Consider the following 15,505-nt stretch of genomic DNA (forward strand, 5'->3'; position numbering starts at 1 on the left):
CCCTCGCGACCGGCATCGCGTTTCCCAGCGATCTGGCCAACGAGTGCAGCCGCGGTCACTCCTTCGCGGGTTCAACTCCCCGGAAGGTGAACTCGTGGTTGTCGAGCCAGGTCCAGCGATCGATCGGCCAGGTGATCAGGATGGCACGGCCGACGACGTTGTCGTAGGGGACGAACCCGTTGCCGGGCTTGTCGGTGTTGAACCGGGAATCGGCGGAGGCGTACCGGTTGTCGCCGAGCACCCAGAGCGAGTCCTCCGGCACCGTCACCTCAAAGTCAGCCTCCGAGACTCGATCAGATCCGGCGAGAAGCACGACGTATGGCTCGTCGATCGGGACGCCATTGATGGTCACCTGACCGAACTCGTTACAGCAGGCGACAACATCTCCTGGCAGCCCGATGACACGCTTGATGAGGTGATCGTTGCTGTCGGGCGCCGACAGCCCGACGACGGAGAACAACCAGTCGAAGGCAGCGAGAACAGGGTTTTGCGGTTCGGGAACTCGCGGGTGGAGCCACTGGCCGGGGTCTTTGAACACCACTACGTCGCCACGCTGAAGCGGCATCAGGTCCGGGGTGAGCTGGTTGACGATGATCCGGTCGTTCTCGTGCAGGGTGTCCATCATCGACTCGGACGGAATATAGAACGACCGGACCAGGAAGATCTTGATCAAAAAGGAGATCAGGATCGCGGCGAGGAATATGACGACCACGTCACGGAGGAAGATCCCTACGCTCTTCCTGCGGCGCTCCATTGCCGAGGGAACGTGTGTCTGCTGAGTGTCAGTCATTCAACCTCGTTCCCCCCGTCTGGGACATCTGATGGTCGCTCGTCACCGGCGACATCAACCCTCGACCAACGAACGCGCTGAGCCACCGGGCGGACGAGAGCGCGCGATCCAAACGAGAAGGGCAAACGCGCATCCTCTTACCAACCTGCGCCGCTACACGCTGCCAGCTGAGTGCTCCGGGCTCACGAACACAATGATCACGGTCTGTGAGGGCGGGAGCTCGACTGCAGCGGGATCGATACGTTCAAGAGATGGCGCCCGCGTTGTGCCTGGCATCAAAGGTTCCTCCATCCGTGCCAATAGATTCGGAGCCCAAGGCCTCGCGAAGTTCCTGCTTTGCGCGTTGGTAGCGGCCACGGGCCGTCGATGCCGGAATGCCGATGAGAGCCGCGGCGTCCACGAGTGTGAGCCCGTCCCAGTGCACCAGCCGAATGAGTTCGGCGAGGTGCGGTTCCAACCGCTCGATCGCGTCCCTGACCTCGCCGCCGGTATCGGCTGGTTGCCCCACAGCATCGTGATGGACGGCCAACATCGACCGGAGACGGTCGGCGAGGCGCAGCCGTCGTAGTTCGCTCCGCTCAGCGTTCAGCAGCGTGTTCCGGGCGATCCCGTATAGCCACATCCTCGCCTTCTCCGGCTCGCCGGGGAGCAGGTGCTCACGCCGCCACGCGGTCGTCATCGTCTCCGCCAGCAGATCGGCGGCATCCGCACCATTCACGCGGCGCTGAAAATACTTGAGCAGGTCCGGTGCTACCGCGGTGAGGGCTTCAGAAAGCCGATCCGCGGGCTCACGACGAGAGGCGCGCGTCACGACTGGTCGTCCGAGCAGTGCATCTCACCCTCGGAGGAAAGCCCGACAGTGTCGAACCCTTGTCGCTCCAGTTCCTCGTAAACCACCAACCCGACAGCCCGTGCGACAGCGGTTTTATAGAAGAAATCGTCCCCAGGTGTCTCTCCGCCTCCGACCACGGTCATCTCAGCGGAGCGCATCTCCTCGAACGTGCCCTGGACGTCCGCCCTGTCGAGAATGTCAGCTTTACCGGCGAACTCCCGCGCGGCCGCTGCCGCCTCCGCATTTTTCCCAGCGAAGTTGCCGACCCGCAGCTCACAGTCCGTGCCGCTTGGCAGCGTGAAATGAACAATCCCATCCGGATTGCTCGCCCACGGTAAACCCCACTCATAGAACGTGGCAGCGGCGGCCGCACCCACGCCACCGAGACCGATCACCGCGGCGACACCGAATACCGCGGCTCGCGACAGATGTCGAGGCCGACGACTCGGTAGCTCCCGCTTCGCCGTTGCCGCAATCCTCGCCATCTCGGCGTGAAGTTCGGGCGTCAGAACGGAGGTGTCCGGGGCGGATGCGTCAAGCCTGCGGTCGAACGCGTCAGACTCAGGTTCGGTGGTGTCGTTCATCGTGAACTCCTTCTAGGGCCGCATGCCCTTCACCTAAGACATGTCCGCCCGGAAGGAAAACGTCCACCGAACTATCGCATCAATTCGACTAATCTTCACTGCGCATCGGCGAGTGAGTGGCAACCGGGGATGACGGTCATGGTGATTCGTCCAGATGGAAGGATCTTCGACAGCCGAATTTGGGTGTGCGAATGGGAGTCTTCGAGGGCACGCGTTATAAATTGCATTTCAGCGTGTGGAGCTAGCTCCACACAAGCTGGAGTTGTCGAGCTGAGGAGCACGATTCCGCTTTCGCTTCTGAACTCCAGCGAAGGGAAGCGATTTGGTGCCCGTTCAGGGTCCGGTTTAGGGCCGGCTGCAGGCGGCATACGATGGCCGGGGCGACCACTCCGTACATCCGCGAAATTCGGTGCCGCTACTACTGCACGGTGATTGGCGGATTCACCTCGCTGACCCCAGCGGGCAGGAAGAATGGGTGCCCGTATGCGTGGCGCAATCCCCGCAACTCGACGGACCCGTCTATGTTTGCCAGGCTCGAATCTAGTAAAGCTCTAGCGCTTCTCTCGGCCTCCTGATAAGCACGGGTTACGCGACGGAAGGTGTTGTTCTTGGCGCTCCCACCCTGATCCTCGGCGCAAGGTGCCCTCGCAGCAGTTCGTTTCGCCATTTCGTCAGCGTCCTGGTCTGCCGAATTGGAGACGCGATGAATAGGTGCTGACCGTTCCTATCTTCATGGACGCGATAAGTCGAGACTGGGGTACTCACGGATGACTGAATCGGAAGAACCGAGCAGGGGCCGCATCATCATGTTATGGCTCGGGACTGTTACGTTCGGGGTGAGCGGCGTCCTAAGCGGAATGGAATTGGCCCGGGATCCAGCGAACGATGGCGAATGGTTCGCGTTCATCCTTGTCACTCTCTGCTTTCTCCTCAGCCTGACAATCGCCATTCTCACCCAGCGTCGGCACAAAGACCCTTAGCGGAAGCTCTGGCCGTGCTGCCCGTTCAGGGTCCGTCTGCGGACCCGGCCCATGGGCAGCGCACGGTTTTCGTTGCTGTAGGACCGCTCACATGCATGGGTGGATGCGCCCTGCACTCGGATCTGCGGGGGGGCAATAGACGAACCCATCTCGATATAGCTAGAGTTCAGCCATGGATGAACTCGCGCGGGTCACTGCCGCGACTGTGGACGTGCTCCGTGTGCTCAGTGCAGGGGATGATGCCTGCTGGGGTCTTCGCGTGATCAAGGGGAGCGGACGACCTCCGGGCAGTGTGTACCCGATCTTGGAGCGTCTCGAACGTGCGGGGTGGGTGTCTTCGGCGTGGGAGGCCGAGAATGATCGGCCCGGCCCGCGCCGTCGTTTCTACAAACTCAGTGACGGTGGTGCAGTTGCGGCCCGAGCGGTGATCGCGCGGTTTGACGCGAAATCAAATGCTTCCTTTCGACCGACCGGCGCCCAGGCATGATTCGCCTAGCCGAGCAACTGGTTCTTCTGGCCTCCGCCACCCTTCGCGCGACGGCCCGTGCCCGCTATCGGGAACAGTGGATGGCCGACTTGCGCGATGCCGACGAGTTGGACATCCGCCGCTCCGGCATCGTTCTCGGAGCATTCAGCTTCGCCGCAGCCGCGGTCTCGCGTGAACTGCTGAACACGGAGATGAGTACCTCGCGCAGTTGGAGGCAGGTCGGCATTGCGGCGTTGGTGGTTGCGGTTCCCCTGTTGCTCGGCGTTGTCTCCAACGACTTGGCCGGCGGATTCAAGGTCCTCCTCAGGGACAACTTCGACGTGTATCAGGTGCTGATGAACACGCCGCTGAACCTCGTGTTTCCGGTGTTGGTCGTTTTTCTGAGTTGCCTGCGCTTCTACCGGGAGATCGGTCACCGATATGTGTCCAATACGCGTGTGCGTGTTCGCGTAGGAAGCTACGTATTCGCCAAGTTCCTCCTTGCCAGTGGCACCAGTTTTGTCGTGTTCTTCCTGTTCGCGTTTGTCCCGTTTGTCGTCGCTTTCTACTTGTGGCCCGCGTTGGGGAACCCTTCCGTCAATCCGATCGTTTACAGTCTGACGACGAGCACAGCTCTGGCGGACAGCTTCGAGCGCACCACCTACAGTTCGCTGCTTGAGCACGGGACGATGACGTACGGCGTCGCGTACTCGGCGTGGGTCGGTTTCACCGCGAGCATCTACGCGAGTCTGGGGATAGCCGCATTGCTCGTGGTGAAGAATCGCGTGTTCGCGCTCGCTATCCCCTTCCTGGTCTACTTCGGCCAAACAGTCATCGCCGCGGTGATCGGGTACCCGCAGGCGGGGCTTGTGTACTCAACGTTCCCGTTCGGGCTCAGCCAAACCTCGATCCTGGCGGGGGCCGCGCCGACCCTGGTGTTGGCCGCCCTCACCGGAATCCTCTGTCTCGTCGTGCTCTGCCGGGTCCAACGCATCGAGAATCTCGCCTAAGTGGGCCGGCGCTGGCGTCACACGGTTCGATCGGCGTCGTTCGCACTTCTCATCACGCTGGGTGGGCTGGGGTATGGCGCCCGCCTACTGCCTGAGGCCGGCGAGCTTGCTGCGTCCCCGGGGGCCTGGGATCTGGCGCTGGAGGTGGCGACAGACCCGTACTTCATTACCTACGTGGTACTGACGGTGTGGCTGGTGCGACTGGTAGTTGCACGACCGGTTGCCGTGCCGGGCTTGATGCGGTTGGGCAGCTTCCGCCGATTGGCCGACGTGTCCTGCGCCGCCGCGGTTCCGCCAATCGGCGTGACCCTGGCTTCTCTGACCTTGGCATGGCTGATTGCCAGTGCCGCACTGGGGTTGCGGTGGTCGGGCGACCCCGTACCCGGAACCGCTGCCGCACGCCTTTCACTCGTCGGGATCTCGGCGCCTCTCGGGCTGCTCCTGCAGATCGCGCTCGTCGTCCTGTCGCTCATCACCATCCAGTTCCTATTCACCACGTTGTGGGTTGTCTTCCGGCGGCGCGCGGTGGAGATTCTGTCCGCGCTCGCCCTCTGGCTCTGGGCCAGTGCCGCAACGATGGGCGCAGTCCCGGAAGGGTCGCCACTGAACCTTGGCTACTTTCTCAACGCCTCCTTGAGCGCGACATCGGCGGAGGGAACACTGTCCACCGCGGCAAGCATCGCGGCCATCTGGATGTTCTGTGCTCTGGCGATCGGCGAGCAGGATAGGCGTGCGCGCGGGGGTGGCAGGCGATTCGATGTACCGGCGATCGTCTTCATGGCCGGGGTTGTGGGAGTACTGGCTGTCACGATCAACGGAATCAACCTGCACGATACATCGCTGTTTGACACGGTGTCGATCGCGTTCACCGGCAGCGGAGGCACGCTCCCGCAGTTCTTCGTCTCCTCGTTTATCTTCATCGGGTACGCCTACCTGTTCGGTGCCCGCTTATCGCAGCTGCGGGACGGCTGGGCGCAACTTCAGCTCCTCCGTCACGGTTCCACCACTCGATGGTGCGCTCGCCTTGCACTTGTCGAGTTACTGAAAGCCATCGCCTTCGTCACCGTGCTGCTTGGCCTGGCAACCCTCATCTACGTGCTGTGGGGAGGCCGCGAGTTCTCTCCGCCTGATGGAGGCTTCGCAGTGTGGGCTTATCAGTTCATGGTCAATGGGGTGCTGCAGCTTGCCGTGTACCTCGTCGCCGTCTTCGGAGCCACCTGGGTCACGCCAAGTCGGGCTGGTGCGCTGGTGATCTGCGCTCTCCTGATCATGCTCGCGTACCTGCAGAACACGCCCTCGCCCTGGCTGCCTGTCCAACTGTCTGGCATGGCTCTCGCGGTGGGCGGGTGGTCTCCCGTGCTCGCTGCCACCGGCACCCTGGCAGCGGCGTTGTGCGTACTCGTCGTGTCAATTCCTCCACTGCTTCATTGGCAAAAACTACGTTCGTGAAAGGTACAGAGATGACAGTCGTGTCGGTTCGTGGCGTCACCAAACGGTACAGAGGGACCGTCATCCTCGATGACGTTTCCTTCGACCTTGACCAGGGCAAGACATATGGTCTGGTCGGAGCAAATGGTTCGGGGAAATCTGTCCTGCTCAAGCTGCTCTGCGGATTCACTGTGCCAGACGCGGGCGAAATCTGGATTGATCCGCGCTACCTGTCAAAGAACCGCAGCTTCCCCGACAGGTTCGGCGTGACGATCAACGGCCCGGCTTACCTGCCGGGGTCAACCGCGCGACAGAACCTGCTCGACCTCGCCGCCATCCAGAAGCGGATCAGCCCAGACGACGTCGACGCGGCGCTACGGCGGATCGGCTTGCGTCCCGAGCTGAAGCAAAAGGTGCGTAGCTACTCCCTCGGGATGAAGCAGAAGCTCTCCCTAGCGCAGGCACTCATGGAAAACCCGGAAGTGCTGCTCCTCGACGAACCATTCAACGCCCTGGACGCAGACAGCGTACGCATCCTCCGCGGGATCCTTCGCGAGGAACAGGCCAAGGGCACAACGATCGTCTTCACCAGTCACAACCGGGAGGACATCGACGAGCTCAGCACCGAAATCCTCGAAATCAACGCCGGCCGAATCACCAGACGCCTCACCGGTTCGTCGCCGTTCGCCGCATGACCCGCGCGAACAAGCCGCCCGTTGAAGGTCCGATAATTCGGTTATCGTGCAGGGTGCGGGCGTTTTTCAACACATAGTCCCGAGCCCGGTTGCTTCAGTAATGACTGATGAAGAGGCGCCGGGCACCCGATTCCGACAGTAAGTTACGAAGATATTACAGGGTGGTCTAGTGACAAGCGCCATGAAAAATCCCACGATTCATTTGGTGATTTTCTCGCTCGCAAGCCTGGCGATTTGGATACCAATCATTTCATGGCTCGTCTCGCCGAGCCGGACCGTGTTGCTCGGCTCTCCAGGTCGGATTCTGTTGATACTCACCGTTGCGATTCAGCTCATAGCGCTTCTGCTCAGCTTTGTCTTTCGGGGAGTTGCGGCAACATGGGACGAGCGGCAGAATCGCGCCGCGAGTCGCGTTTTCGGTTGGATCGGGTATTCGGCGGCTCTGGCCTGGGCGTGGTGGGTGGCGATGTCGATGCTTGAGTTCAACGACGGGAAGTTCGTGGTTTTCGGTGTTCTTTGCCTGCTGTATCTGATACCGGCGATCGTCCCGGTCGCCAAGGTCAGTATTCGTGTCAGGGCTGCCCTCGTCGCCGCTTCGGTCACTCTGATCGCCTCGGGTATTTTGACGATCGAGCGGCTGTCGCCGATCTTGATCGCTCCGGCAACGGCTTATGTTGCCGCGATCCTCGTCAGCGGCATTTGCGCGACGTATGCGGGATCGTCCCATCTACGACACCGAACGGTGACACCCATCGAAGAATCGCGGCCAATCGAGAGCTGACCACCGTCGCTTCCCGCACCCCAACACCCACTTCACTGTTACCCCTTCGACGGACCCACCTGAGTCAGTCGCAGGCACAGTTGAAACGCCCTCGTCGGGTGTCGGCGTCCTGCCGGAGACAAATCACGGCCGGGGCGACCACTTCCTTCATCCGCGATCCCGCACGTAACATCGTCAGCATGCGCAGCAGCGCGGGAAGCTTCTCCTTCACCGTCGACGCCCTCGGCTCGACGATCCTGCTTACCGACAGCACCCAAGCCAGGGCATCTACGCCTACGACTCCCACCACCACAGCTGGGCAGGCGGCGAACAACCCGTGGCAGTATCGGCGGCTAGAAAGTCGCCGCGACCGGGTTGACGAAATTCGAGGCCCGGTACTGCGACCCGGCGATCGGCCGATTCACCCCGGCAAGTACTGACCGTTCCTATCATCGCGCACGCGATTAGCCGAGACTGGAGTACTCACGGATGACTGGATCGGAAGAACCGAACAGGGGCCGCATCATCATCGAGTGGCTCGCGATGGTTGTCTTCGGGGTGGGCAGTGTCCTCAGCGGAATTGAAGTGGCCAGGGAGCCAGCAAACGATGGCGAATGGTTCGCGTTCATCCTTGTAACTCTCGGCTTTCTCCTGAGCCTGACAATCGCGATTCTTACCCAGCGTCGACACCAGGATCCCTAGCGAAATGGCGGTGGCTGGCGGACTGATCTGCACTCTATTCGAGTAGCTGTCAACGAGAGGAGGAACGAGATGACGAAACCGTTTTGGCGGATCCCCTTCACGGGCGGCTATTGGAACGAGATCTGGGAGGGCCGACTGCTCTTGCTCGTGATGTCTCCGCTCTACCTGGCGGCGGCTATCCTGGCGATTCTGGTCGTGGTGAGCTTTGCGACACCCGCCGCCGGTGTCGTCGGGGTATTCGCGCTCACTATTGCGGCAATACCCGCCGGAGTGAGAGCAACGGCCGCGCGGCTACAGCCCGAGAAGTATGCTCAACCGAGCTCCGTCTTTCGGGCCTTTTGGTTGTGCGTGGGATGGGCTGCCGCCGTCGCAGTTGCGGTTGGTCTTGTATGCGCTTTCGGCGGCGCCATCAGCTACATACTGCCGTGGCTATTCCTGGTTGCGCTAGCTTCGACACCCCCACTGACGCTGTTGTACATTGCTGCTCGACGATCCTTAGGACACGCCTAGACGTTATGTCGGCGCCGCGTGGCGCCAGGAACCCGATTTTCCCGCAGTCGTCCGAGTCGAGATAACAATCGAGGCACTGGCCGTGCTGCCCCTTCAGGGTCGGACGACCGGGCTCAACACGCGATTCATTACCTCCTCAATGCTGGGCCGTGCTGCAAGCTGATCGAATGGGCGACAAGGCGATCTATGTTGAGATCGAGATCAAAGCCGCCGTCGATCGCGTGTGGGAACTCACCCAGGGCGTCGCTCAGCATCCGCGATGGGATCTTCGGTTCAGCACCATCACTCCGGCCGCGGAGCTTCCAACCGGCGGCTATCGATTCACCTACGAACGCCGGATGCCGCTTCACACCATCACGGGGACGGGCACCTCGCTAGGAGAGCGACAGCGACCGGACGGAACACGCACCTCGGCACTGAGGTTCGCGACGAACGACAAATTCTCGCCACTCGGAGCAGGCCGTGGCTACTGGCGGTACCTTCCGACAGCTGAGCGAACCACCTTCATTACCGGCTTCGATTACGACCCTGGGTGGGGGCGACTCGTGGACCGGTTGGTTATGCGTCGACTCATCGGATGGATGACGGCGTGGAGCTTCGACCGCCTGCGAATCTGGGCTGAAACGGGCACGCCGCCGGAGCGGTGGCCGCTGGTGTCCGTTCTCGCGTTTTGGCGACCGGACCGGCCCAAAGCGGCGCGATGCCGGCGAGCCCCGCGCCTCGGAAACGCGATGGCCCAAGCCCCGAGAACCCTGCACACCCTGGAAGCGCCATGACGTCGATTTTCCAGCACGCACTCGGCGATGACTTCGATCGATTGCATCCAATGCTGCAGCTCCGATTCGGGGTGGGGCTTGACGCCGGCTACGCAGCTATCGGTCGTGGCACGATGGCGCAGATCAGGCGCGGGCCATGGTGGACGATCCCCTTCCTGCGCATCGGGAAGATTCGCAACATCCTCATCCCCGATCTCGGCGAGAACGTGCCGTTCACGATCGAGAACTATCCCTACCTCGACCCATTCGGTCGTGAGACCGTCACGTTCGTGCGTGAATACCGGGTTCGCGACAGACCGAGCCGGTTCGACGCGACCATGGTCCTGAGCGACGGCAAGGTGCTCGACTACCTGGGCACCCACCAGCACCTGGCCGTCGACCTTGACCTCTCAGTCGAACCGGACGGGTCATTGCGCCTGTGCTCCGGTGCCCAACGCTTTTACGAAGGTCCCCTCGCGTTCCGGTTTCCGATGCTCTTCAGCGGCCGAGCCGACCTGCACGAGTCATTCGATGACTCAGCGAACGTCTACCGGATCCGACTGGAAGTGCGAAATCGTCTCTTCGGATTCCTGTTCGGCTACGAAGGCGAATTCACGTGCGACTTCGTTCCGGCGTCCGACGCGCCAGCCCGGCTCAAGCCACGACGCCACGAACGGCGAGCCTAGGCAGCGGCGCCGGTATTCTGACTACTCGCCGCCAGCACCATGTCTGGCCTCGCACAACTCGTCGAGATGCACGCCGATGCTTCTTGTTCTAACTGCCCTTGCGCGTCCCTACGCGGACCGCGCCCTGCAGTTCTGTCCGATCGCGTGAATACAGGCCAGTCACGGGACCTGCGCTAGGGATCGATGTCTGGTATCTGGTCATGCAGTGCGCGCTTTCGAATGCGCGGCGAGATTCTCGGGGAGATCCATGGTTCAGGGCGCTTCCGTCGGCTCCGCGATTGTCTCTGCGATGAGCGTGCGAAGGATTGATCGATCGAACATTCCCATTATTTGTGCGCTGACTCGTCCCTCTTGGTCGAGGACGATTGTGGACGGGGTGGCCCGTGGCGCCGTGACACCCGCAAAGGCAAGGGTCATTGTGCCGTTGTCGACGTCCAGCACGGTCGGAAAAGTCATCTCAAACTTCCGCATGAATGCTTCAGCGGTGCCGGCCGAGTCTCGGAGGTTCACGCCAAGGAAACTGACGTCATCGGCGAATTCCTGATTCAGTTCTTCCAGATCCGGTGCCTCCTCCCGGCACGGTGCACAGGACGCGTACCAGAAGTTCACCACTAGGACTTTGCCGCCATATTCGTCGGACGAGATCTGGGAACCATCGCTCAGTTCCGAGTCGAAGACGATTGGGTCGCCACGTTCCGCGAGTGGAGTGGTGATGATGTTACCGTCGCCCGCGACGTACCCCTTGTCGGTACCCTCGCGGTATTGCTGCGCGAGGGGATCATCCGTGCAACCCGCGACAGCGAGAATCAGCAGCGCGCTCAGGAGGATCGAAACGGGACCACGTGCACGCACCAGGACTCCCCTATGAAGATTCTACGTTTTCCGAAACTGTCGTAACGATACTTCAATGTCCACCGGCGCGAGTCGACCACAATTTCGGTAGGGAGGCGTTTGCGGTTTCAGCAGGCGTTTCACCAGCCCGGCCACCGGCTGGCCGGTGCACCTGGCGCTAGCGACTGCCGGGCTGAGCAGACAGGGGTCATCAGTGAACGCCGCGCGCTGCACGTCATCGCCCGTTCAAGGTCCGACTCGTGCGTGGTCGACCTGGGCTGGACGGCCTGTACTCCAGCTGCAAGCGATGATGTGACTGTGTTCGACGAGTTCAACCGGCTACTGCCCGAAGGGTACTGCGCAGGTCTCCTGCTCCGCGGTGCTTCCTTTTAGCCCGTCGACTACCGAGGGCGGGGGCGGCGCGACGGTGTCTGTCGGAGATGGTGTATCCGTTGGTGTGGGTGCGGCTTCGGGCGCGGGGGTTGTCGTCGGCTCGGTTGACACATCGACGCTGCCGCGCCCGGTGGAATCTTCGGGGAGCGCGAACGGCTCGTCGGCGATGATCTTATCGAACAGTTCGGTGGCGGCACGTTTCTGTGGAACGACCTTTCCGGGGTAGCGGGCGTCGCTACCGGTCGGGTATTGCACGAACGTCACCTCGCCCAGATCGATTCTGCTGAAGGCCTGGGCCATTGAGACCATGGTGTCAATGCTCGCCAGAGTCGTGGACAGCTGGACGTTGTCTTTCACTACTTGCGCGATCCCGTATATCGCCGAAATATTCGTCAGAGTCTCGGCGCTCTTCAGTTTCCGCACGAGTGACGACATGTATTGCTGCTGGGATGAAATACGGGACAAGTCGCTGCCGTCGCCGACGCCATGTCGTGAGCGGAGGAAGCCAAGCGCTTCCTCTCCAGATATGTCGGAGTACCCGGCCGGGAGGTTGATGGGGACGTATCGGTCACGCAGGGGCGCAGTTAAGCAGACAGATACGCCGCCGATTGCATCGGTCACCTCTTTGACAGCGTTGAAGTTCATCGTGGCGGCGTAGGGAATGTCCAAGCCAGTGAGATTCTCAATCGTCTTAGCTACGCACCCCAGACCACCACGTCCCATCGCTGCGTTAAGCGGCTGTGCAGACATGGCGGAGAAGGACTTGCCCGATTCGGGGTCCTCACAGCTCGGATGGGGAATGACCAGGTCCCTCGGAAAGCTGACTGCGACGGCGCTGCTGTGGTCGGCGGAGACGTGCAAAACAAGATTCACGTCATTGAGCGTGCCTGTGCGTTTGCCGTACTGCGCACCCTGATCGGAAGAGTTGTCGACGCCGACGACGAGAATGTTGAACCCGCCGCCGTATGCCCCGATCGCGGGTAGCGGCGGCGCATCCGATCCAGCAGAAAGGTCTACTGCGTCGGCGCTGAGCTCCGCGCCAAGCTGCCATGCAGTGGTGCCAGCGACAGCGGTGGCACTCACCAGCACCACGGCGATCGAGATCGAGAGAGCCTTGAGCAGCGCCTTCCACCGCGCCGGCCTTCTGGTGCGGCCGTGACGAATAGGCGCGGCGTTGCCGCCCATGGCTGACTCCATCTGCTCTCCCACTGAGCCGCCTCCTCGCCGCCGAGCTCCGCGACGTAGCCTAACGAACGTGAATCAATTTTGCATAAGGCTCGGAGTCTTCTTGCGCAATCAGGCGAGGCTTATGTTCTGTGTGATGCAGTGTCTCGATCGCTGACGGGCCTGCTGCCCCGGCGAGCTAGTGTCTGACTTCGGTCACCCGCTCGCATAGCCGGTGACCGAAGGCTGTGCCCGCTCAGCGTCCGGTTTCGGGTTGCCCGTAGTTCGTGCCCTTGTGTCAGATGGGATCAGTTGGCGCCGGATCATCGGCTGCAACGCATACATCCTGAAGAAATCCACACTTTTTGGATACCTCCCCTTAGGGTCAGCTGATAAGCCATTTTGGCCACAAGGCGGCAGAGCCCTAGGAGTGACGAAGACCATGGAAAGACTCTCCACCACAACTCGATTGGGCTTCTCAACGCTGCTGCCGGTTCTCGCGGTCATCCTGCTCCTGCTTCTCTGGGCTGGTACGCGATCGGCCGTGTGCGCCGCAACGGTTTCGGCGTGTTCCACGGGTACCCGCATACTGCTCGCGTCGATCGGTGGGGTTGTTGTGATCTGCCTAGCCGCAGCAACTTGGATTCTGGCCGGCGCCGTGAATCACTCGGGGAGTATCCCGCAGGCCATCATGCGCATCGGCACGGGCCTTGTCAGCGGCCTCGGAATTGTGTTCGCGCTTGCTGCTCTGTTCTCCTCTGGGTTCGCTCTCACCTGGTGAGGTCGGCTTTTGACTTCACCGTCAACCGCGGGGAGGGTTCGTACCACTGCATGGTTCTAAAACCTCACCGGTGCGCCGTCGGCGACGGAAATCTCCGCCTCCGCCGAGCCTGAACTGCATCCGGGAGGTCGATTTCGTAGGTCATCGTGGCTATATCAGCAGAGCAGAACGGTGTGAACGGGCGGGACGTGGTGTTGGAAATCTTTCACCCTCGACTGAAACCGACGTTGGACATCGCGTCTCTCCGCCACGAGACGTCCGCCGTCATCGCTGGTGGGACCGCCAGAGTAGCTGCTAGACACGATCGAGCATCCGCACATGAGAGCTGAGCAGGCAACAAGGACAGCTAGTAGCGGAACTGGGTTGCGCACCTACACCCCCTCTGCGCTGGGCTCGCCACGATGCTCGCGAGCTGAGCGCCTGCGGCCACAGTTGAGTCTGTGCCCGCTCAGGGTCCCGCTTTTGCTCCGAAGGTTGGCGAGTATGGACGAGTGGTCAGCCGATGGTGAACGTGCCGATGCGGGTGGTGCCATCCGATTTGTACACCGGCACCTCCCGCCCGTTCGGGTGTTTCGCCTGATGCTCCTCCTGCGAGCGGAGTGCTTCTTCGGGAGAGGACGGCATCGGTTGTTCCATGTCAGAGGCTCTCGCGTAGCCCTCGATGGCTGTCCCGTCGTCCGCGACCCCGATGACGGCGATCAGGTCTGGCGTGTTGCTGCCGTCTCCGGCGACACCGTAGGTTTCTCCGTGTTCGTTGACGCCGAGCGCTTCGGTGCGAGTTTGAACGTATCGGCTGGCAATGGACCAGCTTGCCTGGTCGTCGGTTGTGGTCACGTGGAATTTCGTGGAGTCCGCTGTGATCGGGAAGTTGTGGCTGCTCATCTCGCCTGGCTGGCACGCCGTGCTCGGGTTGTTACCGGACGGGTCGAATCCCCACACGAAAGTCCCGGAGCTACGGCAGGTGAAGACGACGCTGAAGTGCGTGGCATCCGCGGGCTGGCTGGGGAGCTCGATGACAAGATCGCCAGTGCCTTCGGTGATGCTGATGTCGGTCAACGCAGTCGCCGCGGGTGCTCCCGGCAGCGGGTTCGGTTCGGTGTGCGGCCAGAACAGACCGGATGTCGCGGCCGCCGCTACGGTGCCGCCCGAAACGACGCCAGCGATTGCGAAGACGGCGATTCCCCAGCGCTTCCGGTGAGGCGAACGGCGGACTCGGCGCGTTGCTTCCACCGTGCGTTGGAGTTCCGCTCGGATCAGGTCGCTGCGTGCCTGGGTGAACTGTGCTTCGTTCACGGTGCGGTCCTTTCTTCGGGCATGCGGACGCTCGGCGCGATCGCCAACCGCAGGCGACTGCGGGCGCGCGACAAACGCGTCTTAGCGGCGCCGTAACCGATGCTCAGGGCGTCGCTTGCTTCGTGGAGCGTGAGTCCCTCGAAGTGGGTCAGGGTCAAAAGCTGCTGGTCGACGGGCGACAGCTCCCGCATGGCTTGCCGGAGGGCGCGACGCTCCCCTTCCCCGTCCAGCCGGTCGGCAATGTCGTCGTGGACGTCTGGCTGGTGATCGGCTGGAGGGAGGGTCGCGAGGAAACGCCCGTGCCGGCGACGCGCGCGCGCAGAGTTGCGAGCGGTGTTGCCCACTGTGACGAGAAGCCAAGGAAGCACTGAGTCATTCACGATGCGTACGTCGTCGCGGCGACGCCACAACTCAAGGAACGCGATGGCGGTGACGTCCTCGCTATCTGCCGGGATTTCCAACAGCCGCCGGGCGTAGAGGAACACGCGGTCACGGTGCCGGTCGAACAGCCGGGCGAAGGCAGCGCCGTCACCAGCGAGGCTGCTCTGCCACAGCTCGACATCCGAAATCTGAGAAGTCCCCATACCTAAGAATGTCCGCACCGACGATTTGGTTACACACACCACGCTCATCAGACCGTAAACGGTACTGACTCACATAGCCCGTTCGCGACGACCCTTACTGGCGCCTGCCAAGCGTCCGGCTTACGGCCGGCAACCACCCAGATCGGCTTCTCGAATTACTTACGTTTCTATCTCTAGGCCCTGAGTTTGAGAATTAATCGTCGGCATCGGTCAGGTTTGAGTCGCTGGGACAACCTTGTGGGTATCGACCCTTAATGAGGA

At 61.8% G+C, this 15,505-nt stretch carries 17 protein-coding genes; 10 read left to right on the forward strand and 7 right to left on the reverse strand.

Going from position 1 to position 15,505, the window contains the following annotated elements; genetic code table 11:
• Positions 1 to 55 precede the first annotated feature (55 nt).
• From lepB to HCT51_RS17725, 3 genes are all read right to left on the reverse strand, one after another.
• The gene (gene lepB, locus HCT51_RS17715; protein WP_166880688.1) at positions 56 to 790 is read right to left on the reverse strand and encodes a signal peptidase I; all 735 of its coding nucleotides are present in this window, start codon (positions 788 to 790) and stop codon (positions 56 to 58) included.
• Positions 791 to 1,034: 244 nt separating this feature from the next.
• Positions 1,035 to 1,601, reverse strand: a complete 567-nt coding sequence (locus HCT51_RS17720) for an RNA polymerase sigma factor (RefSeq protein WP_166880686.1) — start codon at positions 1,599 to 1,601, stop codon at positions 1,035 to 1,037.
• A complete protein-coding gene (locus tag HCT51_RS17725) occupies positions 1,598 to 2,206 on the reverse strand; it encodes a hypothetical protein (protein ID WP_166880683.1) in 609 nt (202 codons plus the stop codon). Before HCT51_RS17725 ends, HCT51_RS17720 begins: the two co-directional genes overlap by 4 nt.
• Before the next feature lie 1,152 nt (positions 2,207 to 3,358).
• Between HCT51_RS17725 and HCT51_RS17730 the strand changes: the two genes are divergently transcribed.
• The 9 genes from HCT51_RS17730 to HCT51_RS17770 all read left to right on the forward strand — a co-directional run bounded on the left by HCT51_RS17730 (position 3,359) and on the right by HCT51_RS17770 (position 10,198).
• Positions 3,359 to 3,673 (forward strand): PadR family transcriptional regulator, encoded by a 315-nt coding sequence (locus HCT51_RS17730; RefSeq protein ID WP_166880681.1) that lies wholly within the window; start codon positions 3,359 to 3,361, stop codon positions 3,671 to 3,673.
• Positions 3,670 to 4,662 carry a hypothetical protein gene (locus HCT51_RS17735; RefSeq protein WP_166880679.1) on the forward strand — a complete coding sequence of 331 codons (993 nt, stop codon included), beginning with the start codon at positions 3,670 to 3,672 and terminating at the stop codon, positions 4,660 to 4,662. Before HCT51_RS17730 ends, HCT51_RS17735 begins: the two co-directional genes overlap by 4 nt.
• A complete protein-coding gene (locus HCT51_RS17740) occupies positions 4,663 to 6,111 on the forward strand; it encodes a hypothetical protein (protein ID WP_166880676.1) in 1,449 nt (482 codons plus the stop codon). It abuts the gene before it with no gap.
• 11 nt (positions 6,112 to 6,122) lie between these two features.
• Positions 6,123 to 6,785: an ABC transporter ATP-binding protein gene (locus HCT51_RS17745; RefSeq protein WP_166880674.1), complete on the forward strand. Its 663-nt coding sequence runs from the start codon at positions 6,123 to 6,125 to the stop codon at positions 6,783 to 6,785.
• A gap of 169 nt (positions 6,786 to 6,954) precedes the next feature.
• Positions 6,955 to 7,566: a hypothetical protein gene (locus HCT51_RS17750; RefSeq protein WP_166880671.1), complete on the forward strand. Its 612-nt coding sequence runs from the start codon at positions 6,955 to 6,957 to the stop codon at positions 7,564 to 7,566.
• A gap of 179 nt (positions 7,567 to 7,745) precedes the next feature.
• Positions 7,746 to 7,985, forward strand: coding sequence for a hypothetical protein (locus HCT51_RS17755; RefSeq protein WP_166880669.1), 240 nt, complete (start codon positions 7,746 to 7,748; stop codon positions 7,983 to 7,985).
• Between the two features lie 331 nt (positions 7,986 to 8,316).
• The gene (locus tag HCT51_RS17760; protein ID WP_166880666.1) at positions 8,317 to 8,757 is read left to right on the forward strand and encodes a hypothetical protein; all 441 of its coding nucleotides are present in this window, start codon (positions 8,317 to 8,319) and stop codon (positions 8,755 to 8,757) included.
• Between the two features lie 167 nt (positions 8,758 to 8,924).
• On the forward strand, positions 8,925 to 9,533 hold the full coding sequence (locus tag HCT51_RS17765; protein WP_166880936.1) for an SRPBCC family protein: 609 nt from the start codon (positions 8,925 to 8,927) through the stop codon (positions 9,531 to 9,533).
• Complete coding sequence (locus tag HCT51_RS17770) at positions 9,530 to 10,198, forward strand: DUF4166 domain-containing protein (RefSeq protein WP_191413670.1); 669 nt, start codon at positions 9,530 to 9,532, stop codon at positions 10,196 to 10,198. Before HCT51_RS17765 ends, HCT51_RS17770 begins: the two co-directional genes overlap by 4 nt.
• A 252-nt stretch (positions 10,199 to 10,450) precedes the next feature.
• Here HCT51_RS17770 and HCT51_RS17775 read toward each other — a convergent pair whose 3' ends face one another.
• Together HCT51_RS17775 and HCT51_RS17780 are read right to left on the reverse strand one after the other, a co-directional pair.
• Positions 10,451 to 11,050 (reverse strand): TlpA family protein disulfide reductase, encoded by a 600-nt coding sequence (locus HCT51_RS17775; RefSeq protein WP_224760573.1) that lies wholly within the window; start codon positions 11,048 to 11,050, stop codon positions 10,451 to 10,453.
• Between the two features lie 318 nt (positions 11,051 to 11,368).
• Positions 11,369 to 12,607 carry an LCP family protein gene (locus HCT51_RS17780; RefSeq protein WP_224760574.1) on the reverse strand — a complete coding sequence of 413 codons (1,239 nt, stop codon included), beginning with the start codon at positions 12,605 to 12,607 and terminating at the stop codon, positions 11,369 to 11,371.
• Positions 12,608 to 13,028: 421 nt separating this feature from the next.
• On the opposite strand from HCT51_RS17780, the gene HCT51_RS17785 reads away from it, so the two are divergent.
• Positions 13,029 to 13,367, forward strand: coding sequence for a hypothetical protein (locus tag HCT51_RS17785; protein WP_166880180.1), 339 nt, complete (start codon positions 13,029 to 13,031; stop codon positions 13,365 to 13,367).
• 495 nt (positions 13,368 to 13,862) lie between these two features.
• Here the strand turns inward: HCT51_RS17785 and HCT51_RS17790 are convergent, their stop codons facing one another.
• Together HCT51_RS17790 and HCT51_RS17795 are read right to left on the reverse strand one after the other, a co-directional pair.
• Complete coding sequence (locus HCT51_RS17790) at positions 13,863 to 14,660, reverse strand: DUF4175 domain-containing protein (RefSeq protein ID WP_166880177.1); 798 nt, start codon at positions 14,658 to 14,660, stop codon at positions 13,863 to 13,865.
• Entirely contained in the window at positions 14,657 to 15,292 is a 636-nt protein-coding gene (locus tag HCT51_RS17795) for an RNA polymerase sigma factor (protein ID WP_224760575.1), read from the reverse strand. Before HCT51_RS17795 ends, HCT51_RS17790 begins: the two co-directional genes overlap by 4 nt.
• Positions 15,293 to 15,505: the final 213 nt, after the last annotated feature.

It is taken from the genome of Salinibacterium sp. ZJ450 (assembly GCF_011751885.2).
Classification (GTDB): domain Bacteria; phylum Actinomycetota; class Actinomycetes; order Actinomycetales; family Microbacteriaceae; genus Ruicaihuangia.